The sequence below is a fragment of the Streptomyces sp. NPDC002669 genome, from assembly GCF_042889165.1.
Taxonomy (GTDB): domain Bacteria; phylum Actinomycetota; class Actinomycetes; order Streptomycetales; family Streptomycetaceae; genus Streptomyces.
This window is the reverse complement of sequence record NZ_JBIAQQ010000006.1, coordinates 332,457-359,286: the sequence shown is the minus strand read 5'-3', so window position 1 is coordinate 359,286 and position 26,830 is coordinate 332,457. Positions and strand designations below refer to the sequence as shown.

Annotated in this window: 24 protein-coding genes; 9 read left to right on the top strand and 15 right to left on the bottom strand. The window is 72.7% G+C overall.

Annotation, left to right across the window (positions count from 1 at the left end; translation table 11 throughout):
- Positions 1–43 precede the first annotated feature (43 nt).
- Positions 44–634 (bottom strand): hypothetical protein, encoded by a 591-nt coding sequence (locus ACFYW1_RS12610; RefSeq protein WP_388990739.1) that lies wholly within the window; start codon positions 632–634, stop codon positions 44–46.
- A gap of 530 nt (positions 635–1,164) precedes the next feature.
- Between ACFYW1_RS12610 and lanA the strand changes: the two genes are divergently transcribed.
- The gene (lanA, locus tag ACFYW1_RS12605) at positions 1,165–1,317 is read left to right on the top strand and encodes an SCO0268 family class II lanthipeptide (RefSeq protein ID WP_388990737.1); all 153 of its coding nucleotides are present in this window, start codon (positions 1,165–1,167) and stop codon (positions 1,315–1,317) included.
- Positions 1,318–1,476: 159 nt separating this feature from the next.
- Here lanA and ACFYW1_RS12600 read toward each other — a convergent pair whose 3' ends face one another.
- Complete coding sequence (locus ACFYW1_RS12600) at positions 1,477–2,751, bottom strand: PucR family transcriptional regulator (RefSeq protein WP_388990735.1); 1,275 nt, start codon at positions 2,749–2,751, stop codon at positions 1,477–1,479.
- 191 nt (positions 2,752–2,942) lie between these two features.
- Here ACFYW1_RS12600 and ACFYW1_RS12595 point away from each other — a divergent pair, with 191 nt between their 5' ends.
- The gene (locus tag ACFYW1_RS12595) at positions 2,943–4,442 is read left to right on the top strand and encodes a long-chain fatty acid--CoA ligase (RefSeq protein ID WP_388990733.1); all 1,500 of its coding nucleotides are present in this window, start codon (positions 2,943–2,945) and stop codon (positions 4,440–4,442) included.
- A gap of 51 nt (positions 4,443–4,493) precedes the next feature.
- Positions 4,494–5,978, top strand: a complete 1,485-nt coding sequence (locus ACFYW1_RS12590) for a carboxylesterase/lipase family protein (RefSeq protein ID WP_388990731.1) — start codon at positions 4,494–4,496, stop codon at positions 5,976–5,978.
- Between the two features lie 67 nt (positions 5,979–6,045).
- On the opposite strand, the gene ACFYW1_RS12585 is transcribed toward ACFYW1_RS12590, so the two are convergent.
- The 11 genes from ACFYW1_RS12585 to ACFYW1_RS12535 form a co-directional block, all read right to left on the bottom strand.
- A complete protein-coding gene (locus tag ACFYW1_RS12585; protein WP_283854128.1) occupies positions 6,046–6,261 on the bottom strand; it encodes an EF-hand domain-containing protein in 216 nt (71 codons plus the stop codon).
- Positions 6,262–6,435: 174 nt separating this feature from the next.
- Entirely contained in the window at positions 6,436–7,629 is a 1,194-nt protein-coding gene (locus ACFYW1_RS12580; RefSeq protein WP_388990729.1) for a hypothetical protein, read from the bottom strand.
- Positions 7,629–8,471 (bottom strand): polysaccharide deacetylase family protein, encoded by an 843-nt coding sequence (locus tag ACFYW1_RS12575; protein WP_388990727.1) that lies wholly within the window; start codon positions 8,469–8,471, stop codon positions 7,629–7,631. The genes ACFYW1_RS12580 and ACFYW1_RS12575 overlap by 1 nt, the downstream gene beginning before the upstream one ends.
- Before the next feature lie 374 nt (positions 8,472–8,845).
- Complete coding sequence (locus ACFYW1_RS12570; protein ID WP_388990725.1) at positions 8,846–9,361, bottom strand: ATP-binding protein; 516 nt, start codon at positions 9,359–9,361, stop codon at positions 8,846–8,848.
- Between the two features lie 251 nt (positions 9,362–9,612).
- On the bottom strand, positions 9,613–10,380 hold the full coding sequence (locus tag ACFYW1_RS12565) for an enoyl-CoA hydratase/isomerase family protein (RefSeq protein ID WP_148839325.1): 768 nt from the start codon (positions 10,378–10,380) through the stop codon (positions 9,613–9,615).
- Positions 10,381–10,474: 94 nt separating this feature from the next.
- Positions 10,475–11,719 carry an Ig-like domain-containing protein gene (locus ACFYW1_RS12560; protein ID WP_388990723.1) on the bottom strand — a complete coding sequence of 415 codons (1,245 nt, stop codon included), beginning with the start codon at positions 11,717–11,719 and terminating at the stop codon, positions 10,475–10,477.
- A gap of 294 nt (positions 11,720–12,013) precedes the next feature.
- Positions 12,014–13,255, bottom strand: a complete 1,242-nt coding sequence (locus ACFYW1_RS12555) for an Ig-like domain-containing protein (RefSeq protein WP_388990721.1) — start codon at positions 13,253–13,255, stop codon at positions 12,014–12,016.
- Between the two features lie 97 nt (positions 13,256–13,352).
- On the bottom strand, positions 13,353–14,003 hold the full coding sequence (locus tag ACFYW1_RS12550) for a response regulator (protein ID WP_388990719.1): 651 nt from the start codon (positions 14,001–14,003) through the stop codon (positions 13,353–13,355).
- A 74-nt stretch (positions 14,004–14,077) separates the two neighbouring features.
- Entirely contained in the window at positions 14,078–15,382 is a 1,305-nt protein-coding gene (locus tag ACFYW1_RS12545; protein ID WP_388990717.1) for a sensor histidine kinase, read from the bottom strand.
- Between the two features lie 49 nt (positions 15,383–15,431).
- Positions 15,432–16,235 carry an ABC transporter permease gene (locus tag ACFYW1_RS12540; protein WP_388990715.1) on the bottom strand — a complete coding sequence of 268 codons (804 nt, stop codon included), beginning with the start codon at positions 16,233–16,235 and terminating at the stop codon, positions 15,432–15,434.
- Between the two features lies 1 nt (position 16,236).
- Entirely contained in the window at positions 16,237–17,139 is a 903-nt protein-coding gene (locus tag ACFYW1_RS12535) for an ATP-binding cassette domain-containing protein (protein ID WP_388990713.1), read from the bottom strand.
- A 173-nt stretch (positions 17,140–17,312) separates the two neighbouring features.
- Here ACFYW1_RS12535 and ACFYW1_RS12530 point away from each other — a divergent pair, with 173 nt between their 5' ends.
- From ACFYW1_RS12530 to ACFYW1_RS12515, 4 genes are all read left to right on the top strand, one after another.
- Positions 17,313–19,175 (top strand): ABC transporter ATP-binding protein, encoded by a 1,863-nt coding sequence (locus ACFYW1_RS12530; protein ID WP_388990710.1) that lies wholly within the window; start codon positions 17,313–17,315, stop codon positions 19,173–19,175.
- Positions 19,172–21,037: an ABC transporter ATP-binding protein gene (locus ACFYW1_RS12525; protein WP_388990707.1), complete on the top strand. Its 1,866-nt coding sequence runs from the start codon at positions 19,172–19,174 to the stop codon at positions 21,035–21,037. The genes ACFYW1_RS12530 and ACFYW1_RS12525 overlap by 4 nt, the downstream gene beginning before the upstream one ends.
- Positions 21,038–21,104: 67 nt before the next feature.
- Positions 21,105–21,449 carry a hypothetical protein gene (locus ACFYW1_RS12520; RefSeq protein WP_388990705.1) on the top strand — a complete coding sequence of 115 codons (345 nt, stop codon included), beginning with the start codon at positions 21,105–21,107 and terminating at the stop codon, positions 21,447–21,449.
- A 115-nt stretch (positions 21,450–21,564) separates the two neighbouring features.
- Complete coding sequence (locus ACFYW1_RS12515) at positions 21,565–22,206, top strand: DNA alkylation repair protein (protein WP_388990797.1); 642 nt, start codon at positions 21,565–21,567, stop codon at positions 22,204–22,206.
- Positions 22,207–22,375: 169 nt separating this feature from the next.
- Here the strand turns inward: ACFYW1_RS12515 and ACFYW1_RS12510 are convergent, their stop codons facing one another.
- Entirely contained in the window at positions 22,376–23,581 is a 1,206-nt protein-coding gene (locus ACFYW1_RS12510; protein ID WP_388990703.1) for a cytochrome P450, read from the bottom strand.
- A gap of 200 nt (positions 23,582–23,781) precedes the next feature.
- On the opposite strand from ACFYW1_RS12510, the gene ACFYW1_RS12505 reads away from it, so the two are divergent.
- Positions 23,782–24,477, top strand: coding sequence for a helix-turn-helix domain-containing protein (locus ACFYW1_RS12505; RefSeq protein ID WP_388990701.1), 696 nt, complete (start codon positions 23,782–23,784; stop codon positions 24,475–24,477).
- On the opposite strand, the gene ACFYW1_RS12500 is transcribed toward ACFYW1_RS12505, so the two are convergent.
- Entirely contained in the window at positions 24,469–25,734 is a 1,266-nt protein-coding gene (locus ACFYW1_RS12500; RefSeq protein ID WP_388990699.1) for an MFS transporter, read from the bottom strand. The two genes, ACFYW1_RS12505 and ACFYW1_RS12500, sit on opposite strands and share 9 nt — an antisense overlap.
- A gap of 134 nt (positions 25,735–25,868) precedes the next feature.
- Between ACFYW1_RS12500 and ACFYW1_RS12495 the strand changes: the two genes are divergently transcribed.
- Positions 25,869–26,807: a LysR family transcriptional regulator gene (locus tag ACFYW1_RS12495; protein ID WP_388990697.1), complete on the top strand. Its 939-nt coding sequence runs from the start codon at positions 25,869–25,871 to the stop codon at positions 26,805–26,807.
- The last annotated feature ends 23 nt before the right edge of the window (positions 26,808–26,830 follow it).

Here is a 26,830-nt window from a genome sequence, read left to right as displayed (position 1 = left end):
CGGAGTGGGGGGTGGGTTCGGTCACGTGGGGTACGGGCCGGCCCTACGGCCGGTCCACCTTTTCGAGCACGCAGAGGACCCCGCTGTCGGGGTCGCCGACGTAGCTCCACAGGACGGGGGAGTCGCGGGTGCCCCTGGCCTCCAGGAAGCCGCTGACGTCCTGGCCGGCGTACCCGGGGACGAAGTCGAGGGTGACCTCGGTCGCGCCGTCCCCGTACGAGCCGTCGTCGGAGTCCCACGCCCCGGTGCCGCTCATCCTGGACGGGAGGTCGAAGCCGGAACCGATGTCTCCGTCGAAGTCCGAGTAGTCGCCGCAGACCTCCGTGGTGCTGAAGGTGCCGTCCGCGGCGAGGACGAGGACCCCGCCGCGGTCGTCCTGCCAGGTGCCCGTCAGCTCGCTCGCGGTCAGTGCGAGCGGGGACCCGTCCGGCGGCGGGACCGCGGTCGTGACGCGCAGGACGAGGAGCAGGGTGACCAGGACCAGAGGGGCGAGGAGCACGAGAAGCCCCCCGATGGACAGTCCCAGCAGGATGCCGCCCCAGACCGGCATCCGGAGTCGCGGAGGGGGCGGTACGGGCCAGGGGCCCTGCGGCGGACGTCCCGACGGTGCCGCCGGTTCTCCGGTGCCGGACATGTGCTCCACCCCCGATGCTCGGCCGGCGGGCGTCCGTGACGGCCGTCGGCGACGCAATGATGCACCCGGGGGCACCGGCCGCCGACGGCGGGGTGGGCGTCGCGTCCCGTCCCCTCGCGACGGGCCGGAGTCCGCGCCCCGCGGCGGAATTCCCGGATTCGTCGACGATCTCCCCAGGAGCCCGTCGGCGGCAAATGCCGGGGCGGCCGGGGACAAGAGCGAGAATTCGCCGAATGCGCGAGATGCCCCGAGGCGTCCGGATGCCGGTGGGAGGCGTGCGGCCGGACCACGTCCTCCGGGGCGGCGTGACCATTGCGCGGGATGGGGAAGGAACTCCTTCCCAGGGCGGGCGGGGCGTGTTTCCGGTGTCCGGAGGGGGTGAGGCACGGCCGCTCCCAGTTGTCCGGAAACAGGCTCCCCGCGCGATGGTGCCGCAGTGAAGGGTGTGAAGGCGAGCGTCGAACGGACGCCCTGGTAAGCCAATCATTTGTTCGCTTCGATGACCCTCTGGGGGACATATGCGCACCGAAATGATTCTCACCAACGATGCCACCGACCTGGACCTGGACCTGGACCTCCGCATCGCCGAGGCCCCCGACCAGACCCAGCAGATCGGCGGCGGCACCTACACCTCTCCGAGCAGCTACGCGATCGGCACCCGCTGTCCCATCTGCTGCATCTGACGCGGCGGCCGGGCATCCGGTCGGCATGACCCGGTCAGGGGTCTCCCGTCCGGGCCGGGTCCGGCACGATCCGAGCGAGAGGCCCTGAGCGGAACGGGGGGGGGGGGGGGGGGGGGCCCCCCCCCCCCCCCCCCCCCCCCCCCCCCCCCACGCCCCGGATCACGTCCTGGGCGGCAACGCCCTGAGGGCCAGCGCCCAGCCCAGCCGGGCCTCGCCCGACTCCGCGGAACGGCCGGTGAGTTCGGCGATCCGGCCGATGCGGTTGAGGACGGTGTTGCGGTGGCAGTAGAGCTGCTCGGCGGCCCGCGCCGCCGAGCAGCCGCTGTCGAGCCAGACCCGGAGCGTGCCGAGCAGCGTGTCGCGTTCGGCCGCCGTGTCCAGGACGGCGCCCAGGTACGTGGTGACGATGCGCCCGGCGATCTCCGGGCGGTCGACGAGGAGGATCTCCGCCAGCCGGTCGTCGAACGCCGCCGCCCCGCCGCTCCCGGCAGGAAGGGTGCGCAGGGCCTGTTCGGCCAGGCGCAGGGCCCGGCCCGCGCGGGCGAGCCGGGCGAACTCCGGCGACACTCCCGCGGTGGCGCCGGTGTGCTCGCGCAGCAGGTCGAGCAGTACGTCGTACTCCTCCGCGGCCAGCCGCACGATCCCCTCGTACCGGCCCGATCTCGGCCGCCAGAAGGACCAGATGCCGTGGCTCTCCAGGGCGGCCCCGGGGTTGGGCGCCGCCGCCGGGTCCTGGGCCGCCGCGACGACCACGTACCGGTCCCGGACCGGCACCCCGAGCGCGGCGGAGGCCGCCGAGGCGACCGCCGGGTCGTCCCCGCGCCCGTCGAGCAGGGCCTCGAAGAGGGCGGCGCGGCGGGTGTCCTGACGGCCCTGCATCTCCAGCCGGGTCAGCCGGTACGACTCCGCCATCGCCAGCGAGTAGCGGTCGATGGTCTCCCACAGGGCGCCCGCCACGTCCAGCTCGGTGTCCCGGCCGGCCGCCGCCGCGGCGGCCACGACGCCCCCGGCCCCCTCGGCGTCCTCCGGCCGTCCGGCCCGCGCCGCCCGCAGGTGCTCGGCCATCACCTGCCACATCACCCGGCCCCCGCGCCGGTACGCCTGGAGCACGGTGTCCAGCGGCACGTCCTGCTCCGCGCGCCGCCGCCCCGTCTCGCGCGCCGCGTGTTCGAAGTCCTCCCGGCCGGGAGGCAGTCCGCCGAAGTCCTCCAGGGCCCGTCGCAGGTTGTCGCGGCAGATCTCCCACAGGTCGTCCCGGCTGACGGGCGTGCCCGACGCGTAGGTGCCGCTGTGTGCGTGGATGTCGGCGACGACCCGCCGGGTCAGGTCGTCGATCCCCGGCAGCAGCGCGGCGGCCAGGGCGCGGCGCAGCTCGTCGTCGGCGCCGTACCGGCCGTCGGCGCGGGGGTCGCGGGCTCCGGTTTCGTCCAGCATGCGGGAAGGCTAGCGCCGTCCCCGTCAGGGTGCTGTTAGGCGGTTGCCTTGCCGTGCGCGCCCCCGGGGGGCCACTGCCCAGGTGGACCGGGCACACGGTGGGCACCTGCACATTGTGCCGGGCGGGGCGGCGGCCGATTCTGAGATCAGCAACCGTGCAGCCCCCGTGTTCCCGCCACCTGGAGCTCCTCATGTCCCTCAGCGTCGCCGCCGTACTCGGCGCATCGGTCCACCGGCACCCCGACCGCGTCGCCGTGGTCGATTCCGGCACCCGGGTCACCTACCGGGAGCTGTGGGCCGGGGTGCTGGAGCGCGCGGGCGCGCTGCGGGCGGCCGGGGTGCGGCCCGGGGACCGGGTGGCGGTGCTGCTGCCCAACACGGCGGACTTCCTGTACGCGTACTACGGGGCGCTCGCCGCCGGGGCCGCGGTCGTACCGGTGCACGGGCTGCTGGTGGCCGAGGAGGTGGCGTACGTGCTGCGGCACAGCGGCTGCGTCCTGCTGATCGGCGGCGGCGCGCTGTGGCCGGTGGCCGAGGAGGGGGCGCGGGCCGCGGGGGTGCGGGCCGTGCGCGGCGTCCCGGAAGGCGGTGCCCCGCTGGCCGAACCGGAGCCCGCCGCGCCGCGGGACGTCGCCGTGATCCTCTACACGAGCGGCACGACCGGGCGGCCGAAGGGGGCCCTGCTCACCCACCGCAACATCGTGACGAACGCGTCGGTGGTCGCCGACGACCTGCTGGAACTGAACCCCGACGACGTGGTCCTGGGCTGTCTGCCGCTGTTCCACAGCTACGGGCAGACCTGTGCGATGAACGCGACGCTGCGGGCGGGGGCCGCGCTCGTGCTCATGCCGCGCTTCACCGGCGCGGGCGCCCTGGAGCTGCTGGCCACCGAGGGCGTGAGCGTCTTCATGGGCGTGCCGACGATGTACCACGCGCTCGTCGAGGCCGCCGCGGGGCGGGCCGGCGCGGCGCCCCGGCCCGTCCTGCGCGCGGCCGTCTCGGGCGGCGCCGCGCTCCCCGTGGCCGTGCTCGAACGCTTCGAGGAGACCTTCGCGACCCAGGTCCTGGAGGGCTACGGGCTGACCGAGACCTCCCCCGTCGCCACCTTCAACCAGCCCCGGACCGGCCGGCGCCCCGGCACGGTGGGGCATCCGGTCCGGGGCGTGGAGGTCGGTGTCGCGGACGCGGCGGCGGAGGACACCGTGGTGCTGCTGCCGGACGGGGAGGTCGGCGAGGTGGTGGTGCGCGGCCACAACGTCTTCGCGGGGTACCTCGACGACCCGGTGGCGACGGCCGCCGCGGTGGTCGACGGCTGGTTCCGCACCGGGGACCTGGGGGTGCGGGACGAGGACGGTTTCCTGAGCATCGTCGACCGGAAGAAGGACCTGATCATCCGGGGCGGCTTCAACGTCTACCCGCGCGAGGTCGAGGAGGTGCTCGTGCGCCATCCGGCGGTCCTGGAGGTCGCCGTGATCGGGGTGCCGGACGAGGCCCGCGGCGAGGAGATCTGCGCGGTCGTCGTGGTGCGCCCGGACGCGGGCGGGGTGACGGAGCAGGAGGTGATCGCCTGGTCCCGGGAGCGGCTCGGACGGCACAAGTACCCGCGGATCGTGCGGTTCGCCGAGGCGTTGCCGCTCGGCCCGACCGGGAAGGTGCTCAAGAGGGCGCTGACAGCCGCCGTCTCCTCCTGATCCCCGCACCACGCCACCCCGCACCGCACCGCAGAAGGGCCGAAGCCATCCATGACCGCCGCACCCCCTCCCGATCACGAGTCGTCGCCGCAGGTGGAAACGGTCCACGGAACCGTGCGCGGAACGCTGGAGCAGGGCGTCCACGTCTTCCGCGGCATCCCGTACGCGGCCGCGCCGGTCGGCGCCCGCCGTTTCCGGGCGCCGGAGCCGCCCGAGCCCTGGGAGGGCGTGCGGGAGGCGGTGGCGTTCGGGCCGACCGCGCCCAAACGGCCGTACTCCCCGCCGCTGGACCGGCTGCTGCCCGATCCCGAGGTGCCGGGCGACGGCTGCCTCAACCTCAACGTCTGGACCCCGGCCCCGGACCGCACCGGGCTGCCCGTCCTCGTCTGGATCCACGGCGGTTCGCTGCTGCACGGCTCGTCGGCCGTGTCGCTGTACGACGGGGCGGCGTTCGCCCGTGACGGCGTGGTCCTCGTGTCGGTCAACTACCGGCTGGGGGTCGAGGGGTTCGGGGTGTTCCCGGACGCGCCCGCCAACCGGGGGCTGCTCGACCAGCTCGCGGCGCTGGCCTGGGTGCGGGACAACATCGCGGCGTTCGGCGGCGATCCGGACCTCGTCACGGTGTGCGGCGAGTCGGCGGGGGCCGTCGGCATCGCCGCCCTGCTGGCCGCCCCGCGGGCGAGGGGCCTGTTCCGGCGTGGGGTGCTGCAGAGCGGGGCGCCGAACGCCCTGCGGCCGGAGGACGCCCGCCGCACGACGGAGCTGGTCGCGAAGCGGCTCGGGGTCCCTGCGACGGCCGCGGCGCTGGCCGCGGTGGACCCGGTCGGGCTGCTCGACGCCCAGAGCGCGGTGACGGCCGGCGGTTCCCCGCTGACCGGCGGGAACTCGTTCCAGATCGTGGTGGACGGCGATCTGCTGCCCCGCGACCCGATGGAGGCGCTGCTGGACGGCGCGGCGGACGACGTCGATCTGCTGATGGGCTCGAACAGCGAGGAGTACCGGCTCTGGTTCGTGCCGAGCGGTCTCACGGAGCGGCTGTCCCGGATCGGGCTGCGGATGGCCCTGCTGAAGTTCGGGGTGCCGCGTGCCACGGAGCGGGCCTACCGCGCGAACCGGCCCGGTGCCACCCCGGGCGAGCTGCTGGGCGCGCTGGCCACCGACCTGCTGCTGCGGGTCCCGCTGAACCGGCTGGCCGACGCCCGGACCGGCGCCCCGGGGAGCACCCACCTCTACGAGTTCGGCTGGCCGTCGCCGGTGCTGCGGCTCGGCGCCTGTCACGCGCTGGAGATCGGCTTCGTCTTCGACACCCTGGACCGGCCCGACGCGGTCGCCCTGGCCGGGGCGGACGCCCCGCAGGAGCTGGCGGACGCGATGCACGCGGCGTGGGTGCGGTTCGCGGCCTGCGGCGATCCCGGCTGGCCGGGCTGGGACGCCACCCGCCCGGTGATGGGGTTCGGCCCCGGCGCGCCCGCCGTGGTGCACGCCCCGCGCGACGAGGAGCTGCGCGGCTGGGCGCCGTACCGGCAGGGGGCCTGACGGACGGCGCGGGCGGCCCCCGGCCCGTGGTCCTTCCGGGCCCGTGGGCCGGGGGTCCTCCGGGCCGTCAGCCCTTGTTCTGCGCCGCCCAGAACTCGTCGAACGTGAGCAGCCCGTCGCCGTTGGCGTCGTGCGAGTTGATGACGGCCTGGGCCACCGTCTCGGTGACGTAGGGGTCGCCGAGCTGAGCCATCACGCTCTTGTACTCGGCGGCCGAGATCAGCCCGTCGTTGTTCAGATCGAACCGCTGGAATGCCGTGCGCGCCGACTCGATGTCCGCCACAGTTCCGCCCCTTCGTAATGCCTGGTCATTGCCCGACCCATTGCCTGACTGACGGAGGTCAGATTAACGGGCGCGGCGCCCGGCGGTCGCGTCCGGCCCGGTATCCGGCCCCGCCGCCCGGTCCGGGCGCGGCGGTCCGGTCCGGGCTGCGCTGCCGGCGAAGGGGCCCGGCCGTCAGCGGAAGACGCCGGTGTGGCCGAGGGAGTAGCGTCCGGGCTGCGGGTAGACGGCCAGTCCGTGCGGGCCGCTGCCGACCGGGATGCGGGCGAGCTGCTTGCCGGTGGCGGTGTCGATCGCGTACACCTCGGCGTCGTAGCGTCCGCTCAGCCAGAGGACCTTGCCGTCCGCCGAGACCCCGCCCATGTCGGGGCTGCCGCCGCCGGGCAGGCGCCACTTCTTCGACAGCTCGCGCCGCCCGAAGTCGAAGACGGAGATGGTGCCCTCGCCGCGGTTGGAGATGTACATCTCCTTGGAGTCGCGGCTGACGTAGAGCCCGTGGGTGCCCCGGCCGGTGCGCAGCAGCTTCGGGGTGGTGAAGTTCTTCCCGTCCAGCACCCAGATCCCGTCGGCGATCATGTCCGCGATGTAGAAGGTCCCGCCGTCGGGCGACAGCTTCACGTCCTGCGGCATCGCGCCCTCCAGCGGCAGCTTCTGCTGTTCGACGACCTTCATCGCCGCGGTGTCGACCTTGAGGAGTTCGCCGGAGAACTCGCAGGAGACGATGAAGTACCGGCCGTCGGTGGAGAAGTCGGCGTGGTTGACGCCCGCGCAGTCGACCGGGACGGTCTTGACGGTCTTCATGGTGTGGGCGTCGCGGAAGACCAGTTCGCGGTCCATCGAGGCCATCACCACGGCGTACTTGCCGTCCGGGGTGAAGTAGAGGTTGTACGGGTCGGAGACGGGCACCGTGGGGCCGGTCTTCCCGGTGGCCGGGTCGATGGCGGTGAGGCTGTCGCCGATGTCGTTGTTGACCCAGAGGGTCTTCAGGTCCCAGGACGGGACGACGTGCTGCGGCTGGCGGCCGACCTCGATCGTCTTGATCACCTTGTACGTCGCCGGGTCGATCACGGACACGGTGTCGGAGTTGGTGTTGGGGACGTACACCCGGGACGGGAAGTCCTTGACGACGGGCGAGAGCCGGCCCGGCCGGTCGGCCGCGTAGACGTCCTTGGCGTCGAGCACCGGGGGCATCCCGGCGAGCCCCGGCGCCACGGGCGGGACGGCGCTCCTCGACGCGGTGGGCGGGGCGGCGGCCTCGCTGCCGACGGCCTGGACGTTCGACTTTCCGGCCGGTGCGCCGCAGCCGGAGAGTACGGCCAGCAGGACGCCCCCGAGCAGGGCCGTGGTGTGCTTGGTGGAGGGAAGCATCAGGTCAACAGCTCCGTGGTCGTCACCGCGCGCAGTCGGCGGCGGTCGATTTCGGTGAGGAGGAGGGGCAGCGCGGCGACCGTGTCCGCGTAGCCGAAGTGCAGGCTCACCACCGATCCGTTGCGGATCTCCCCGGCCACCTTGCGGGTCACGGCCGCGGCGCCGGGAGAGGTGAAGTCGAGGGAGTCCACGTCGTACGAGAGCACGTGCGGATAGCCCGCCCGGGCGGCCAGCCGCCGGACGAGCGGGGTGGCGTCCCGGGCGCGCGAGGGCCGGAACCAGGTGCCGATGGAACCGGTGAGCCGGCGCAGCCGCCGGGCGCATTCGTCGATCTCCGCGTACGCCTCGGCCTCGCCCATCGAGGAGATGTCGGTGTGGTGCTGGGTGTGGTTGCCGAGTTCGTGGCCGCCGTCGAGGATGCGGCGGGCCAGGTCGGGGTGCTCGTCCAGCCAGCTGCCGACGGCGAGGACGGTGACCCGGGCACGGGCCCGTTCGGCCTGGGCGAGCAGGGTGCGGGCGATGGCGGGGTCGCCCTGGCCGTGGAAGGTGAGGGCGACGCGGGCACGGTCGCGGGGGCCGTGGTCGATCTGCGCCGGCTGCCCGGGGAAGCGGCGCGGGCCCGGCGCGGGGCCCGGGGAGGCGGGGCGGGCGGCGGTGCGCGGGTTCTTCGGGCTCGTCCCGTCGGTGACGGCTCGGGCCGGGGTGCCGGCGGGGAGGGTTCCGGCGGGGGTGCCGGCGCCGCCGCGGCCCGAGCATCCGGTGGCGAGGGCGCCGGCGAGGACGGTCCCCGCTCCCGCGCGCAGGGCGCCGCGGCGGTGCACCGGGATGTCGGAGGCGTTCATGGACAGACACACTAGGCACCAAATGCGACAAATATAACAATAAAGGCATAGGGATGCGGCGAATGAATCATTCGCCAGATCCCATAGGTATTCACGCTTTTGTAGGCAAGTGACCCATCACACCTGCGATTCAACCGAAAGATGCCCCACTAAGCGGCGACATGCCCTTTTTGCACTTTTGGCGGAGAGGTCGCCCGTCTGCCATAGTCGGTGACACGACCTCACCGACCCGAGCCAGGTCGTCACAAGCGGCCGTGAACACACCCCCCATTTCACGGCCCCCACACAGAAGCCCCCGAAGCGCCCCACCACGGCGGACCGGGGGCTTCTGCGTGCCCGGGGCCCTCCGCACGTCCGAGCCGCCCCGGGAGGGGTCAGCGGTCGGAGATCCGCATCTCGAACCAGGTGGTCTTGCCGCGCGGCAGCAGGTCCACACCCCAGCGGTCGGAGAGCTTGTCGACGAGGAAGAGGCCCCGCCCGCTGATGTCCATCTCCTGGACCGGCATCAGACAGGGCAGCCCGCGCGAGGGGTCGCGCACCTCGACCCTGATCCAGCCGCGACGGCGCAGCATCCGCAGCCCGAAGACCCGGGCGCCGGTGTGCCGCACGGCGTTGCCCACGAGCTCCGAGACGAGCAGTACGGCGTACTCGGCGATCTGCGGGGAGAGCATCCACTGGCGCAGCACCACGCACGAGGTGAGCCGGCGCGCGGTGGCCGCGGACTCCGGGCGCGAGGGGAGCCGGACCTCTCCCTCCGTCGGATTCCCGAACAACTCCAGTGCCTTGAACGCCTGTTCGTCCTCGATCGTCGGCATCCACCGTGCCGCCGTCGAACCGCTGTGCGGTCGCGGCTGTTCCACACCCTCCAGGCCCGCCATGGACACCATCATGACCTCAACGCGGGCGCCCCGGGGCCGTTCCGGAGGAATCCGCGCCCCCGGTTGCAACGTTCCACATGGCTCGAACGTCATATGCCAGGGGCATGAAACACCCGGCTGCACCCATGCTGACCTGCACGGATACCGGGCCCGGACGGGGGTGGCGGGTCTTGCGAAAAGCCGGGCCCCGAGGTGTCACCGGAACCCGGCCGATCCGCCCGCACGGATGAACCCGCGTTGTTCTGTACCCAACTGGCGTTCGGTCAGAGGAACTTGGCCTTGCCCGGGCCCTCTTCCACGAAGCTGCGCATTCCGCGCTCGCGGTCCTCGGTGGCGAACAGTCCGGCGAACCAGTTCCGCTCGATCGTGAGCCCGGTGTCGATGTCCGTCTCCAGCCCGGCGTCGACGGACTCCTTGGCGGCGCGCAGCGCGAGCGCCGGGCCCTTCGCCAGCTTGGCGGCCCAGGCGTACGCCTGCTCGTACACCTCGGCGGCGGGCACCACGCGGTCCACCAGACCGATCGTCAGCGCCTCCTCGGCCTTGACGTGACGGCCGGTGAAGATCAGGTCCTTGGCCCTGGAGGGGCCGATCAGCCGGGCGAGGCGCTGGGTACCGCCCGCGCCGGGGATGAGGCCGAGCAGGATCTCCGGCTGGCCCAGCTTGGCGTTGTCGGCGGCGATCCGGAAGTCGGCGCAGAGGGCCAGCTCGCAGCCGCCGCCCAGGGCGTAACCGGTGACGGCGGCGACGACGGGCTTGGGGATGCGGGCCACGGCGGTGAAGGAGTCCTGGAGCGCCTTGGACCGCACGACCATCGCCGTGTGGTCCATCGCCTGCATCTCCTTGATGTCCGCGCCGGCCGCGAACACCTTCTCGCCGCCGTAGATGACCACGGCGCGCACGTCGTCGCGGCGGGTCGCCTCCTCGGCGAGTTCGCGCAGCCGGTCCTGGGTGGCCACGTCCAGGGCGTTCATGGGCGGACGGTCCAGGCGGATCGTGCCGACGCCGTCGAGTACTTCGAGATTCGCTGTCATGGGAGGCAGATTAGACGGACCGGGAACGGCCGAGCGGGCCCGGTGGCGTGGATCACGGCACCGGGCCCGCTCGGCCTCGCGTACGGGAGGGGGACTACTTGGTCCACTCCGCCCAGCTCATGTTCCAGCCGTTGAGACCGTTCTCCGGCTGGATCGTCTTGTCCTTCGAGTTCTTCACGATCACGACGTCGCCGATGAGCGAGTTGTCGAAGAACCAGGCGGCCGGGGTCTTCTTGCTCCAGGCGCCGCGCACGTCCTGCAGACCGACGCAGCCGTGGCTGGTGTTGGTCGAGCCGAAGATGCTGGGGTCGCCCCAGTAGTTGCCGTGCAGGAAGGTGCCCGAGTTGGACAGGCGCATCGCGTGCGGCACGTCCTTGATGTCGTACTCGCCGCCGAAGCCGACGGTGTCACCGTTCATCCGGGTCACCTTGAGCTTCTCGCTGATGACCATCTGGCCGTTGTACGTGGTGGTGGCCGGGGCGCCCGCGGAGATCGGGATGTCCTTGATCTCGCTGTCGTCGCGGACGACCTTCATCCGGTGCGTGCTCGCGTCGACGGTGCTGATCTGCTTGCGGCCGATGGTGAAGGAGATCGTCTTGGCCTGCTTGCCGTACACGCCCGGCCGGCCCTCGACGCCGTCGAGGTTGAGCTTCACGGTCACCTTGGTGCCCGAGGCCCAGTAGTTCTCGGGACGGAAGTCGAGGCGGTCGTTGCCGAACCAGTGGCCCTCGATGTCCACGGACGGCTCGGCCGTCACCTTGATGGCCTTCTCGACGGCCTCGGGGTCGGTGATGCCCCGGGTGAAGTGGATCGAGACGGGCATCCCGACGCCGACCGTGGAGCCGTCCTCCGGGGTGTACTGCCCGATGAAGGTGTTCTGCGGGACCAGCGTGGTGAAGCTGGTGTCCTTCGCCGACTCACGGCCCTTGGAGTCCTCGGCGATGGCGTGGACCTTGTACTTGGTCGCCGCGGCCAGGTGCTGGTCGGGCGTCCAGCTCGCGCCGTCGGCCGCGATCTTGCCCTCGACCTCGGCACCCTTGGGGTCGGAGACCTTGACCGTGGTCAGCTTCCCCTGCTCGGCCGAGACCTTCAGCACCCCGCTGGTCGCGACGGAGTCGGCGCCGTCCTTGGGCGCGACGCTCACCACGGCCTGCGAGGCCGAGGTGTCCTCGGCCTTCCCCCCGCCCTTGCCACCCTTGCCGGCGTCGTCTCCCCCGCCGCACGCCGTCACCATCATCAGCATCGCGCCCAGCACCAGAGCCAGCGGTCCGGTGGCTCCTCGCCTGCCCCGTCTGCCGTTCGCCCCGGCCGATGTCCCCGATATCGGCTGCCCGTTCAATGTGGTCGTCTCCCCTCACACGGCCTGGCCCCGCCATGGCCCCGGGAGCCCTGAGGCTCCCTCCCCCGCGCGCTGCATATGCACGCTCAGCGAAAGATAATCACACCGGACATGTGGAAATGACCCCCTGGATGTCACCATTCAGTCCCAAGTTCACCAGGGGGCGGAAAAGGGGGCCGAGCAGGGGCGGAGCCGGGCGGGGGACGGAAGCCGGCAGGGGCTCCCGGGACGGGCCGGGGAGAGGCCGGGGACGGGGCCGGGGCGTGCGGGGGGCTCCCGGGACGGGGACGGTCTTCAGCGCAGGGCGGAGCCCGCCCTCCAGTGGGCCCAGTCCAGGTTCCAGCCGCCGAGGCCGTTGTCCGGCGCGACCTGTTTGTCCGCGGAGTTGACGACCTCGACCACGTCGCCGATGAGGGTCCGGTCGAAGAACCGGCCGGCCGGGGTGTCGTCGCCGCCGCCCTTCACGTCGAGCAGCCCCACACAGCCGTGGCTGACGTTGTCCGAGCCGAACACGTCCTCGTCCGACCAGTAGTTGCCGTGCAGGAAGGTGCCGGAATCGGTGAGCCGGAGGGCGTGCGGGACGTCCGCGATGTCGTACTCGCCGCCGAAGCCGACCGTGCGGCCGTCCATCCGGGTCACCTCGTTCATCTCGCTGACCACCATCTTCCCGTTGTACGTGGCCGTCCCGGGCGAACCCGCCGTGATCGGGAAGGTGGTGACGGTCCGGCCGTCGCGGCGCACCTCCATGGTGTGCGCGGCCGCGTCGACCACGGACGTCTGGGAGCGGCCCACCTCGAAGGCGATCGTCTTGTCCTGGGAGCCGTACACGTGCGGCGCGCCCTCCACGTCGCGCAGCCCCACCACGACGGTGACCTCGGTGCCCGGCTTCCAGTACTCCTGGGGGCGGAAGTCGAGGCGGTCGGCGCCGAACCAGTGCCCCACCACCTCGACCGGCGGGTCGGACGTCACCCGGATCGCCCGCTGCACGGCCGCGCGGTCGGTGATCGGGCGGTTGAAGTCGAACGAGACGATCATGCCGGTGCCGACCGTGGCGCGGTTCTCCGGCTTGAAGTAGCCGATGAAGCGGTGTGCGGGCACCGCCGTGGTGAAGGTGGTGTGGCGGGCCGTGCGGTTGCCCGAGTCGTCCACCGCCACCGCGTCGACGCTGTACTTGGCGGCGAGCCCGAGCCGGGCCGCCCCCTTCCCCGGTTTCCAGGACCGGCCGTCGTCCGCGATCCGGCCCGGGACCTCCCGGCGCTGCGCGTCCTCGATCCGGGTGACCCGGACGCTCTGCAGCCGCCCGTCCGGAACCCTCACCTCCACCCGGTCGTCCGGGCCGACGTCCTTCGCCCGGTCCTCCGGGGTGATCAGGATCGCCTCCTGCGGCGGGCGGGCCTTCCCGCTGAAGATCGATCCGACCCCGGAACAGCCGGTCAGCACGGCCAGTACGGCCAGTACGGCGAGCAGTCCCGCCCGGGCCGGTCCGGTGGCCGAGCCCGCCACCGTCCTCTTCGCTCTCTTCGCTACGTGTTTCACGTCCCCCCAAACGACCGGGACCGGCCGGGGAAACGTGGGGTACGGCCTCCCGGGTGCACGGGCGGCGGGACACGCCGTGCCGGAAGCCGGGCCGGGGTCAGCCGAGGATGCCCCGGTCGTAGCCGACCGCGACGGCGGCGGCCCGGTCCTTGGCGCCCAGCTTGGCGAAGATGTGCGTGAGGTGGGTCTTCACGGTGGCCTCGCTGATGAACAGTTCGGCGGCGATCTCCCGGTTCGAGGTGCCCCGGGCGACCAGTTCGAGCACCTCGCGCTCGCGGCCGGAGAGCGATTCGCCGCCCGGGGGCGCCGGGGTGCGAACCCGTGAGACGAGCCGGGTCGCGACGGCGGGCGAGAGCACGGTACGGCCGTCGGCGGCGGCGCGGACGGCGGTGAACAGCTCGTCGCGGGGCGCGTCCTTGAGGAGGTAGCCGGTGGCTCCGGCCTCGATCGCGGGCAGGGTGTCGGTGTCGGTGTCGTACGTGGTGAGGACGAGCACCCGGGACCGGGCGCCGCGGGCGGTCAGCTCGGTGATGGCGGCGACCCCGCCGCCGCCCGGCATCCGCAGGTCCATCAGGACGACGTCGGGATCGAGCCGGGCCACCAGCTCGACCCCCTCCACCCCGTTCGACGCCTCCCCCAGCACCTCGAAGCCCGGGGCCGAGTCGAACATGCCGCGCAGACCGTCCCGTACGACGGGATGGTCATCGACGACGACGAGCGTGATCACGTGTGCGGTCTCCTCCGGCATGGCAGGCCAACCGTACTGGTCATCGGTGGCCCGGGACCAGGGCCTTCGTCCGGTCCGGGCCGGTCCGGGCGGTTCTAGAGGGGAACCCGGACGCTGACCGCGGTGCCGTGCCCCGGTTCGCTCTCCACCTCGACGGTGCCCGCGACGCGTTCGGCGCGGGCCCGCATGCCGCCGAGGCCGAATCCGCCCGCGCCCCGGTACGGCGGCAGGGAGTCCGGGACGAAGCCGCGGCCGTCGTCCCGGACGTCCAGGGTGAGTTCGTCGCCCATGAAGGACAGCGTGACGCCGACCCGGGACGCCCCGGCGTGGCGGCCGGTGTTGGCGAGGGCCTCCTGCGCGATCCGGAGCAGGGTGGCGGCCATCTCGTCGTGGACCGGCTCGACGGTGCCGGTGACGGTGAACCCGGCCCGTACGGCGTGGTGTTCCGCCCAGTCGGTGACGGTCTTCTCCAGGGCGCCGGCCAGGTCGTCGTGTTCCAGTGCGACGGGGACCAGGTTATGGACGGAGCGGCGGGCCTCGCCGAGGCTGTGCCGGGCGAGGTCGGCGGCGCGGTCGAGGTGCTGCCGGGCCAGTGCCGGGTCGCTGTCGCCGACCGAGGTCACCACCTGGAGCTGGGCGATGATGCCGATCAGCCCCTGGGCGAGGGTGTCGTGGATCTCGGCGGCGAGCCGGCGGCGCTCGTCGGCGACGCCCGCCTCGCGTGCCTGGAGCAGGAGTTGGGCGTGCAGCCCGGCGTTCTCCGCCAGGGCCTGTTCGAGGCGGGCGTTGGCCGACTCCAGTTCGGCGATGGTGTCGGTCTGGGCGCGGGCGTGGTCGGCCTCGTGGTCGCCGATCTTGGCGAAGACCATGGTGAGGGTTCCGTGCAGGGCGAACAGGACGCCGAAGGCGACCCAGTTCATGAGGGAGGCCGGCGGCAGTTCGCCGCCGCTCTGCGAGCCCGCCATGATCGCGGCGACGGCCAGCAGCCCGGGGCGGAAGGCACGTGGCGGAAGCAGCCGGCCCGCGTCGAAGTAGCCGAGGACGGCGTACATCGAGAAGAACGGGTTGCACCAGGTCAGCCCGAGGGCGAGCAGGGTGCGGACGACGAAGTAGCACTGGGCCGCCCGCGATCTCGGGGGGCGGGACCGGCGGGCCCTCCCCCACCAGAGCTGGAGGACGAGCGCGCACGGGACCAGTGCCGCGGCGGCGTACACCTTCGGGCGGGACATGATGAGTTCGGCGGTGACGACGGAGACGGCGCTGCCCAGGCCGAGCAGGCCGTACGGCCCGTAGGCGAAGAACCGTTCCCACCACTGCTCGGCGGTCGTCGTGCCGCCCCCGGCCGCCCCCTTCCCGCCCGTCCGGCCCGTCGCGTCCCCCACCGTGTCCCCTGTGTTCATGGCGGCAGTGTCCCCGAGCGGGCCCCTTCCGGTCAGCCCCGCGGCGGTCTCACTCCCACCGGAACAGACGGGTCGCGAGCAGCGTCACCAGGCCCGTCCACAGCACCATCGCGCCGAGGGACGTCCAGTCGGGCCAGCCGCCGGCCATCGCCCGGTCCAGCGCCTGGGAGGCCGCCCCGAGCGGGGTGAGCTGGACGATGTGCCGGAGGGTGTCGGGCATGGACTGCACCGGGATCCAGACCCCGGCGGTGAACATCATCGCGAGGTAGACGATCGAGCTGATCGCGGTGGACGCCTTGACGGTCCGGGTGAGGGCGCAGAGCAGCGAGCCGAGGGCGAGGACGCTCGCCGTCGCCAGCAGCAGCGCCAGGACGTAGCCGAGGGGCTGTCCGGGCAGGCGTACGCCGAAGGCGATCCGGCCGACGCCCATGGCCAGTGCGGCGGAGCCGAGCGACGCGGCGCCGTGCAGGGCGATCTGCGCGGTGAGCAGCGCGGACGGGCGTACCGGCGTGGTGGACATCCGGCGCAGGATGCCGCGTTCGCGGTAGCCGGTGAGGACCGGCGGCATCGCCTGGAGCCCGGCCATGATCATGCCGAGCAGCACCGCCACCGGTACGTACAGGTCGATGACCCGGCGTCCGCCGAGCGCTTCGTCGGGGTCCCGGAAGGACGGGATCAGGCCGAGGATCGTCAGCAGGACGGTCGGGAAGACGAGGATCCAGAACAGGTTGCCGGGTTCGCGGAGGAAGAGCCGCGTCTCGGCCCCGAGGACCGCCCTGCGCGCGGAGGCGGGTGCGGGCATCGGGGCGGATGCCGGTGCGGGCGTGGTTCCGGCCGGGTTCGCCGTGGTCATCTCAGGCCGCCTGTTCTGTGAGGTCGAGGAAGGCGTCGTCCAGCGTGGCCTCGGAGACGCGGAGCTGGTGTGCGGTGATGCCGCGGCGGGCCAGCAGCGAGATCACCGCGTTGACCGTCTCGTCGGTGCCGTCGATGGTGACCCGCCCGTCCTTCCGCGTCACGCGGACCGCGCCGGGCAGCGGGGTCAGTTCGGCGTCGGCGAGCGGCCGGGAGGGGGTGAAGGCGATGACGGTGGCACCGGCCGCCCGGCGGATCAGGCCGGACGGGGTGTCGAGGGCGGCGACCCGGCCCTTGTCGATCACGGCGATCCGGTCGCAGAGCCGGTTGGCCTCCTCCATGAAGTGCGTGACCAGGAGGACGGTGACACCGCTGTCGCGCACGTCCTCGATCAGCTTCCAGGTGTCCCGGCGGGCCCGCGGGTCCAGGCCGGTGGTCAGTTCGTCCAGGACCACCACCCGGGGGTTGCCGATCAGGGCGAGCGCGATGGACAGCCGCTGCTTCTGGCCGCCGGACAGCGCGGCGAACCGGGTGCCGTACGTGGTGTGCAGCCCGAGCCGCTCGGCGAGTTCGTGCCGGTCGGCGGGGTCCGGGTGGAAGGCGCTGTACAGCTCCAGCGCCTCGGCCACGGTGATCTTGGGCTGCAGCTCGCTCTCCTGGAGCTGGGCGCCGAGCAGCCGGGTGACCCGGTCGTGGTCGGCGACGGGGTCGAGCCCGGCCACCCGGACCGTTCCCCCGTCGGGGACCCGCAGTCCCTCGACGCATTCGACGGTGGTGGTCTTGCCGGCTCCGTTGGGCCCGAGGATGCCGAAGATCTCGCCCTCCTCGACGGTGAAGCTCACCCCGTCGACCACCCGGCGCCCGCCGTACGCCTTGTGCACCCCGTCCACTTCGATGATTGCCATGCCCCCGAGAATCGCGGCGCGGGGACCGGCGCACCATCGGCCATCACGCTCGAAGCGGCATCAGCCGATCGGTTGATACGGGGTACGACCAGGGAGGTTCCGGAGCCCCGGCGTTTTCGGCGGCCGGAAAACCACATGAGCGATGTCAGGGGCGAACCGTAGGCTCGCCTGTGATGCCCGAGAAAAACGTAGAGCCCGAGAAGCGGTCCGCCACCCGTACCCTGCTGCGGCTGTGGCCGTACGTGAAGCCGGTGCGCGTCCGCCTGTTCAGCGCCGCCGTGGTGGCGATCGTCGCTTCCTGCATCGGCCTGGTGATCCCGCTCGTACTGAAGTGGATCGTCGACGGCCCGGTGGCGGACCGCGATCCCGGGGGCGTCTGGCTCGGCGCGCTGTACCTGCTGTTGCTGGGCCTCGCGGAGGCCGGGCTCTTCGGGGTGCGCCGGTGGCTGGTGGCCCGTCCGCTGGCCGGGGTGGAGGCGACCATGCGCGCCGATCTGTACCGGCGTCTGCAACGGCTGCCGATCGCCTTCCACGACCGCTGGGCGTCGGGGCAGTTGCTCTCGCGCGGTACGACGGACCTGATGCTGCTGCGCCTGTTCCTGGCGTTCCCGCTGACCTTCCTCCTGGTCAACGGGACGACGATCCTGGTCGGTTTCGTCATCCTGCTGAGCCAGCAGTGGACGCTGGGGCTGGTGCTGCTCGTCCCGGTGGTGCCGCTGGTGTTCCTCTGCTCGCTCTTCCAGACGAAGTACGGGGCCGTGGCGCGCAGGGCGCAGGACCAGGTCGGTGATCTGACGACGGTGGTCGAGGAGAGCGTGCTCGGCATCCGCATCATCAAGGGCTTCGGCCGGCACCGCAGCCAGGCGCTCGCCTTCCGCACCCTGTCGGAGCGGCTGCGCGCCACGGAGCTGGGCAAGGCCCGTCTCCTGGCGGGCATCTGGGCCAGCATGACCATGATTCCCGAGCTGGCCATCGGCGCGGCGCTGGTCCTCGGCACGGTCCAGGTCGCGGACGGCGGGCTCTCCGCGGGCACCCTGGTCGCCTTCCTCTCCACGGCGCTCGCCCTGCGCTGGCCGATCGAGTCGATCGGCTTCCTGCTGGCGATGAGTCAGGAGTCGGCGACGGCGACCGAGCGGTACTTCGAGGTGATGGACGCGACCGAGGAGGACGGGACGGGCACGCCGGACGCCTCCTCCCGGCCGGACGTCCCGGACCGGGGCGAAACGGTCGGCGAACTGGTCTTCGAAGGGGTGGAGTTCCGCTATCCCGACGCGGATGCCGATGCCGCGCCCGTGCTGGCCCGGATCGATCTGCGGGTCCGGCCCGGCGAGACGATGGCGCTGGTGGGGGCCACGGGTTCGGGCAAGACGACCCTGACCGCCCTGGTGCCCCGGCTGCACGAGGTCACGGCGGGCCGCATCCTGCTGGACGGTACGGACATCACCGCCCTGCCCCGCGAACGGCTGCGCGAGCTGGTGTCGGTGGCCTTCGAGGAGCCGACGCTCTTCTCGGCGAGCGTCGGGGAGAACGTCCTGATGGGCGCCGAGGGTGCCGGGGAGGACGAGTTGCACCGGGCCCTGTCGGTGGCCCAGGCCGATTTCGTCCACGACCTGCCCGAGGGCACCGACACCCAGGTCGGCGAGCAGGGGCTCAGCCTCTCCGGCGGGCAGCGCCAGCGGCTCGCGCTGGCCCGTGCCGTGGTCGGCCGGCCGCGGTTCCTGGTGCTCGACGACCCGCTCTCCGCGCTGGACGTGCACACGGAGGCGCTGGTGGAGGCCGCCCTGCGCCGGGTGCTGGCCCGGACCACGGCGATCGTGGTGGCGCACCGGCCCTCCACGGTGATGCTCGCGGACCGGGTGGCGCTGCTGTCGCGGGGCCGGATCGCCGCCGTCGGCACGCATCAGGAACTGCTGCGCGACAACGCGGAGTACGCCTGGCTGATGTCGGGCGCCGACACCGCACCGGGAACCGGCGCCCCCGCACCCGAAGCCCCCACTCCCGCCTCCACCGCCGTCGAGAAGGGCAGCACCCGATGACCACCACGACGACGGGGCGCACCGACCGGCCCGTGCCCGACGAGCCCGAGGAACTGTCCCCCACGGACGACGGGGACCTGTTCGACCGGGATGACCTGCCCACCCCGCCGGGGGCGACCCGGGCCCTGCTGGGGTCGCTGCTGCGGCCGTTCAGGGCGCGGGTGGCGGTGGCCGCGCTGTTGCTGCTGGTCCAGCAGGCCGCGATCCAGGCGGGTCCGCTGCTCGTGGCGTACGCCATCGACCGGGGCGTGCCCGCCTTCCGGAACGAGGAGTACGGGCCGCTGATCGCGGTGGCCGTCGGGTACGCGCTGTGCTCGGTGACGGCCGGGGCCATGGAGTACACGTTCATCCGGACCTCCGCCCGGGTCAACCAGGACGTGCTGCTCGATCTGCGCGGGCGCATCTTCCGCCACTCGCAGGCGCTGAGCGTGGACTTCCACGAGCGCTACACCTCTGGCCGGCTGATCTCCCGTTCCACGACGGACGTGGAATCGCTGCGCGAGCTGCTCGACGAGGGGCTCCAGGAGCTCGTCATGATCGTCCTGTCCTTCGTCTCGATCTCGCTGACGCTGCTCTGGCTGGACCTCGGTCTCGGCGCGGTCGCGGTGCTGTCCTTCGTGCCCCTGTACCTGCTGGTGCGGATCTTCCAGCGGCGGGCCGGGAAGCTGTACACGGAGCGGTCGACGGCTGTCGCCGCGGTCATCGTGAAGTTCGCGGAGACGATGAACGGCATCCGCCCCGTCCGGGCGTTCCGCCGCGAGAGCGCCAACGACGCGCACTTCGAGAAGCTCAACGAGACGCACCAGTGGGCCAACGGCAGCGCGATGCTGGAGATGGCGCGCTACGTCGTCGGCTCCCGGCTGGTCGCCAACACGGCGGTCGCCGGGATCGTGCTGTGGGGCGCGTACCGGGTGGCGTCGGGCACCCTGGCGCTCGGTGTGCTGGCCGCGGCCGTGCTCTATCTGCGCCGGCTGTACGACCCGATCGACCGGCTCGGGATGTTCCTCAACTCCTACCAGTCGGCCGCGGCCTCGCTGGAGAAGATCGCGGGTCTGCTGGCCCAGACCCCGTCCGTCCCCGAGGCCGCCGAGCCGCGCGAGCTGCCCGCCCTCCCGGGCGAGCACCCGGGCCGCGAGGTCGTCTTCGACGGGGTGAGCTTCGCCTACCGCACGGGCGGCGAGGTGCTGCCCCGCTTCGACCTGAAGATCCCGGCCGGTCAGACGGTGGCCGTGGTCGGTTCGACGGGGGCGGGCAAGTCGACGCTCGCCAAGCTGCTGGCCCGTTTCTACGACCCGACCGAGGGCCGGGTGCTGCTGGACGGGACGGACCTGCGGGACCTGGCCGTGCCCGAGCTGCGCCGGGGCGTGGTGATGGTGACGCAGGAGGCGTTCCTGTTCTCCGGGACGGTCGCCGAGAACATCGCGATCGGCAGCCCGGACGCGACCCGCGAGGAGATCGAGCGGGCCGCCAGGGCGATCGGCGCGCACGACTTCATCGCGGGACTGCCCGAGGGGTACGACACGGACGTGCGCAAGAGGGGCGGCCGGATCTCGGCCGGTCAGCGCCAGCTGGTCGCGTTCGCCCGCGCCCTGCTCGCGAACCCGGCCGTGCTGATCCTCGACGAGGCGACGAGTTCCCTGGACGTCCCCGGCGAACGCGCGGTGCAACGGGCCATGGACACGGTGCTGCACGGCCGTACCGCGGTGGTGATCGCCCACCGCCTGTCGACCGTGGAGATCGCGGACCGGGTCCTGGTGATGGAGCACGGCCGCATCGTGGAGGACGGCACTCCCGCCGCCCTCGTCGCCGGCACCGGCCGCTTCGCGGGACTGCACCGGGCGTGGCGGGAGAGCCTGAGCTGAGCGCGGGCCGCGCCACACGGCATCCGGCGGTGGTGGCAGGGTACGGGCGGCCCGTAGGGTCGCCCGTATGACAAAACCAGTGATCCGCGCGGTCGAGGCGGACGACACCGCCTGGGACGACCCGTCCGAGGAGAAACTGCACGACCTGCTGGCCGACATGAGCCTCGGCTGCCGGTTCGTCATCGTGGACCGGCTCGACCTGGAGCCCGAGGGCCAGCACTACATACAGGTGTACCTGGAGGACGACCTGAGCTATCAGGTGGAGTACCGCGAGGGAGGGCCGGAGCGGCACTTCCAGGCGTGGATGCCCCGGGACCGGGGGGACTTCTCGGTGGAGCCGGTGGCCAAGGTGGTTCAGGACTGGGCCGCCGGACGGCCCGGCTGGCGTGAGGCCCTCCACTGGCTCCCGTGATCGCCCGAGCAGTCGTCCGCCCGCGACCACCCCCTCGCGCCCCCGCAGCCGTAGGCTGAATTCCGTGCGCGAGGGACAGGGGGCCGCGGTGGCCGGGACGACGTTGGCCGAGGTGATGGCCGAGCTGGCCGGGCTGGAGGACCCGAAGGTCCGTGCGGTGAACGAGAGGCACGGGGACGACCACGGGGTGAACCTCGGCAGGCTGCGTGCGCTCGCGAAGCGGCTGAGGACGCAGCAGGAGCTCGCCCGGCAGCTCTGGGCGACGGACGACACCGCGGCCGGGCTGCTGGCGGTCCTGGTCTGCCGCCCGAAGGAGTTCGGGCGGGACGAGCTGGACGCCATGGTGCGCGAGGCACGTGCCCCCAAGGTGCACGACTGGTTCGTGAACTACGTGGTGAAGAAGAGCCCGTACGCCGAGGAGCTGCGCCTGTCCTGGTCCGCCGATCCGGATCCGGTGGTCGCGAGTGCCGGGTGGGCGCTGACCACCGAGCGCGTGGCGAAGAAGCCCGAGGGCCTCGACCTGGGCGGGCTGCTCGACACCGTCGAGGCGGAGATGAAGGACGCCCCGGACCGCCTGCAGTGGGCGATGAACCACTGCCTGGCGCGGATCGGGATCGACCACGCCGAGTACCGCGCCCGCGCGATCGACATCGGTGAGCGGCTGGAAGTGCTCAAGGACTACCCGACTCCCCCGGGCTGCACGTCCCCGTTCGCACCCGTCTGGATCGCCGAGCTGGTGCGCCGGAAGCAGGGCTGAGGCGGAGCGGGAACGGGGCGGGAGCGGAGCCGCGGCAGAGCGCGGGAGCAGCACCGGTCCGGTGGACGGCCGGACGCCGCCCACCGGACCGTCTCCCGCGGACGGCCGCCCCCCGGCGGTCGTCCACGAGGCGGGAGCGCCCGGCCCGTCCGCCGGGGGGCCTCATCGGTCACGCGTCCCAGGCGACCGGGAGGCTCTTCACCCCGTAGATGTCCGCGGCCTCCGGACGCAGCGGGACCTCCTCCGGCGGTACGGCCAGGCGCAGCGTGGGGAAGCGGTCGAGCAGGGCGGGGAACGCGACCCGCAGTTCGACGCGGGCCAGTTGCTGTCCCAGGCACTGGTGGATGCCGTGGCCGAAGGCGAGGTGTCCGCCGTCCTGCCTGCCCAGGTCGAGCACGTGGGGGTCGGCGAAGCGCCCGGGGTCGCGGTTGGCGGTGTTGTACGACAGGATCACCGGCGAACCGGCCTCGATGAGCTGCCCGCCCACCTCGACGTCCTCCAGCGCCGTCCTCATGAACGTCTTGGCGACGGCGAGGTACCGCAGCAGCTCCTCCACGGCCCGGTCGGTGAGTCCGGGATCGGCGCGCAGCGCGGCCAGTTGCCCGGGGTGGCGCAGCAGCGCGAAGGTGCCGAGGGCCAGCATGTTCGCGGTGGTGTCGAGCCCGGCCGCCAGCAGGATCAGGGCCATCCCGCGCAGTTCCTCATCGGTGAGGTCGCTGTCGGTGAGGTCGCTGAGCACGTCGTCGGTGGGGTTCGCGCGCTTGGCCGCCACCAGTTCCGCGAGGTAGTGCTGGGTCGAGGTGTAGGCCGCGATCATCTCCTCGTCGCTCGTCTCCCCGTCCATGAACGAGCGGACCTGCTCCTGGAAGGAGTCCCGGTCCTCGTACGGCACCCCCAGCAGTTCGCAGATCACGACGGCGGGGATGGGGTTGGCGAACGCCGTCACCAGGTCCGTCGGCGGCCCGGCCTCCGCCATGGCGTCCAGGTGCTCGGCGGTGATCTGCTCGATGCGTTCGGTCAGCAGCCGCATCCGCCGCACGGTGAACTTGCCCATCAGCGGCTTGCGGTAGCGGCTGTGCCGGGGTTCGTCCATGAGGAGGAACTCGCCGGGCGGCGCCGGGGGCGCCTCGATGTCCCCGTAGTCGATGGTCGGGTGGACCATCAGCTCCTTGCGCGAGCTGAACCGCTGGTCGGCAAGGACCGCCCTGACCTGGTCGTACCCGGTCACCAGCCAGCCGGGCCGCCCGCCGGGGAAGGTGTAGCGGCTGATCGGACCGTGCCCCTGGGCCTCGATCAGCTCCGTCGGCGGGTCGAAGGGGCAGCCGGGCCGACGCGCCGCCGGCATCGTCGCGACGGTGTGCAGTGACTCGCTCATGACCGTTCCCCCATCTCGCGATATTACGCGTTTTACGATGCCTGAAAGCTACGGCGCACCCAGAAGGGCTGTCAATTACGAGAAACAAATTTTCGCAGGTCAGCAGCTAGAAATTGATGCAATGACGCTGACCCCAAACGCAATATCGCGTTGCAATGAATGACGGCAAAGGCAATACTGACGGCATGCCAGGAGGACGGTTGACCCAGCAGGACCGCCAGCGCATCGCGGCCGGAATCGCCGATGGACTCTCCTACGCCGAGATCGCGAGACGGCTCGACCGGCCGACCTCGACGATCAGCCGGGAGATCGGACGCAACGGCGGCCCCCACGACTACCGGCCCCAGCAGGCGCAGCGGGCGACGGCCCGCCGGGCCCGGCGCGGCACCCCGAAGCCCCCGCGCGCGGACGGGCCGCCGGAGGGCGGCGGGGCGGAAGAGGAGATCGTCGAGATGGCGGTCCGGGCGGGGCTGCCGAGGATCACGGCGCGCGTGCACCTGGACCTGTTGCGGTCCGAGGACGGCAGACGCACCGCGGCCGAGCTGACCCGCAGGCTGAAGGTCAGCCCCGCCTCCGTCTCCGTGGCCGTGAACTACCTCGTCCGGCACGGCTACGTCCGGCGCGAGCGCGATCCGCAGCGGCGCCGCGACGTCTATGTGATCGACGACGATGCCTGGTACCGCTCCGTCGTGCTCAGCGCACGGCAGACGCTGGAGACGGCGCGGGCCGCACTGGCCTCGGCGGAGGAGGCCGGACCCGACGACCTCGTGGGGCGGCGGACGGCCCGGACGGGGGCGTTCCTGGAGCGGATCGGCCTGGACCTGCTGGAGTCGGCCGACCGCTGGCGCACCCTTCTGACCCGAGGAGCCCCGACGGACCGATTCGATTCACGGTGACGGCTTCCGAATCTCCACCGGGTCCGGTTCCGGTGCCGGCCCGGCGGGATGTTCCGCCGCGCGGCGGGGCAGCAGCAGTGGGGTCGCCAGCAGGAGCACCCCGGCCAGGCCGATGGCCGTACGCGGGCCGAGCAGGCCGCCCAGCACGCCCCAGAGGGCCGTCAGGAGCGCGGTCGAGCCCTTGGTCGTCACCGCCCAGGCGGTCAGGGTGCGGGTGACCCGGTCGGTCGCGGTGCGCCGGAGGCGGCAGGTGGACTGGACGGGGTTGAAGACCCCGCAGCAGAGGATGAGCCCGAACTCGACGCCGATGACCAGCAGCAGCCCCCCGGTGCCCGGTCCCAGGAGAACCAGGCCGACGGGCCAGATCGCGCGCAGCGCCCCGCTCCCGACCAGGACCCGGTGCTGCCCGAACCGGGTGACGAGCGGCCGGGCCAGTTGCGATCCGAGCAGTCCGCCGAGTGCGGGCGCGGCGAAGGCGAGGCCGTACTGCCACGGCGCGAACCCGAGCCGACCGAGCATCAGGACGGCCAGCAGCGGCTGAGTGGCCATCACCAGGCCGTTGAACAGGGCGGTGTTGAAGAACAACGGGCGCAGCGTCGCGTCGGCGAGGATGTACCGCCACCCGTCGAGCAGGTCCCCGGCCCGCATCCGCGCGGCCTGCCGGTGTTCGGGCCGCGGCTCGTCCCCGCCCGCCGCGCGGATGCCCAGGGCCGAGAGCAGGTGGCTGACCGCGTCGGCCACCACCGTCACCACCGGCCCCAGGAGCCCGATCGCCGCGCCGCCGAGCGGCGGCCCGATGATCGTGGGCGTCCAGGACGTGGCCTCGAAGCGGGCGTTCGCGACGAGCAGGTCCTCGGCCGGCAGCAGGGTCTTCAGGTACGCGCCGGAGGCGGCGCGGAAGGTGATGTCGGCCGCCGCGACGACGACCGAGACCAGCAGGAGCTGGAGGAAGGTGAGCACGCCGAGCGCGAACGCGGCGGGAATCGTCAGCAGCGCCGCGAACCGCACCAGGTCCGTCGCGATCAGCACCTGCCGCTTGCGGCGGAACTCCACCCACGGGCCGAGCGGCACCGCCACGGCCGCCCCCACCGCCGCCCCCGCGGAGGAGAGCGCGGCGACCTCCGCCGGTCCGGCGTGCAGCACCTGGACGGCGATCAGCGGGAACGCGCCGAAGGCGAGCCACGTGCCGAGCGCGCTGGTCCCGTACGCTCCCCAGAGCCATCCGAACCGCCGCCCCAGCCGGTGTCCGCTCCCCATGCCCGATGCCCCTCGCTGCTCGCCCGTACAACCGGTCCGCGACCGGAAGCATCAAAGCGAGGGCCCCGGTCCGGGATCAAACAACTGAAAGGCCGCCGGGCCACAACCAATGGTTGCGTCATTAGGGTGTCGGCATGGACATCGAAGCCGTCCGGACCTTCGTCGCCGCCGCCGAGGCGGGGCAGTTCCAGGAGGCCGCCGCCGAGCTGGCCATCACCCAGCAGGCCGTCTCCAAGCGCATCGCCGCGCTGGAGCGCGATCTCGGGGTGCGGCTGTTCACCCGCACCCCGCGCGGCTCCGGGCTCACCATCGACGGGCAGGCGTTCCTGCCCCACGCGCGCGAGCTGCTGCGCACCGCCGAACGCGCGGTCGCGTCCGTGGGCACCGGCCGCCGTCCGCTGCGCGTCGACGTGATCAATTCACGCGGCGCGGCGACGGGCCTGATGCGCGACTTCCACCGCGCCCGGCCCGAGATCGAGCTCGACGTGGTGATGCTGTTCGACATCGGGACGGCCGTCGCCGCCGTCCGCTCCGGCACGATCGACGCGTCCTTCCGCGCCGTCGCCGCGCCCGGCCGGCCCCTGCCCGAGGACATCGAGTCGGTCCGGGTGCTCGACGAGCCGCTCCAGCTCCTCACCGGCCCGGACCACGCGCTGGCGGGCGCCCGGTCGGTGACCGTCGAGCAGCTCGCCGGGCACCGGATCTGGATGCCCGGCATCGTCCCCGGCACCGAGTGGGGCGCCTACTACGACGACCTCGTCGCCGAGTTCGGCCTCACCATCGAGGCGACCGGCCCCAACTTCGGTTCCGACGCGCTCCTCGACACCATCGCCGACACCCCGGCCCTGGCCACCTTCATGGGCGGGAACACCCGCCTCGTCTGGCCCACCGGCCACGGCCTGCGCCTCATCCCGGTCACCGACCCGATGCCGGTCTACCCGCACTCGCTCCTCTGGCACCGCGACAACCCCCACCCGGCGCTCGCCGCCCTCCGCGCCCACCTGGCCGCCACGACGGCGACCGGCCGCGACGCCGCCGGGACCTGGACGCCGGACTGGGTGACGCCGCGCTGAACGGGGCCGGCCCGGCGGCGGCT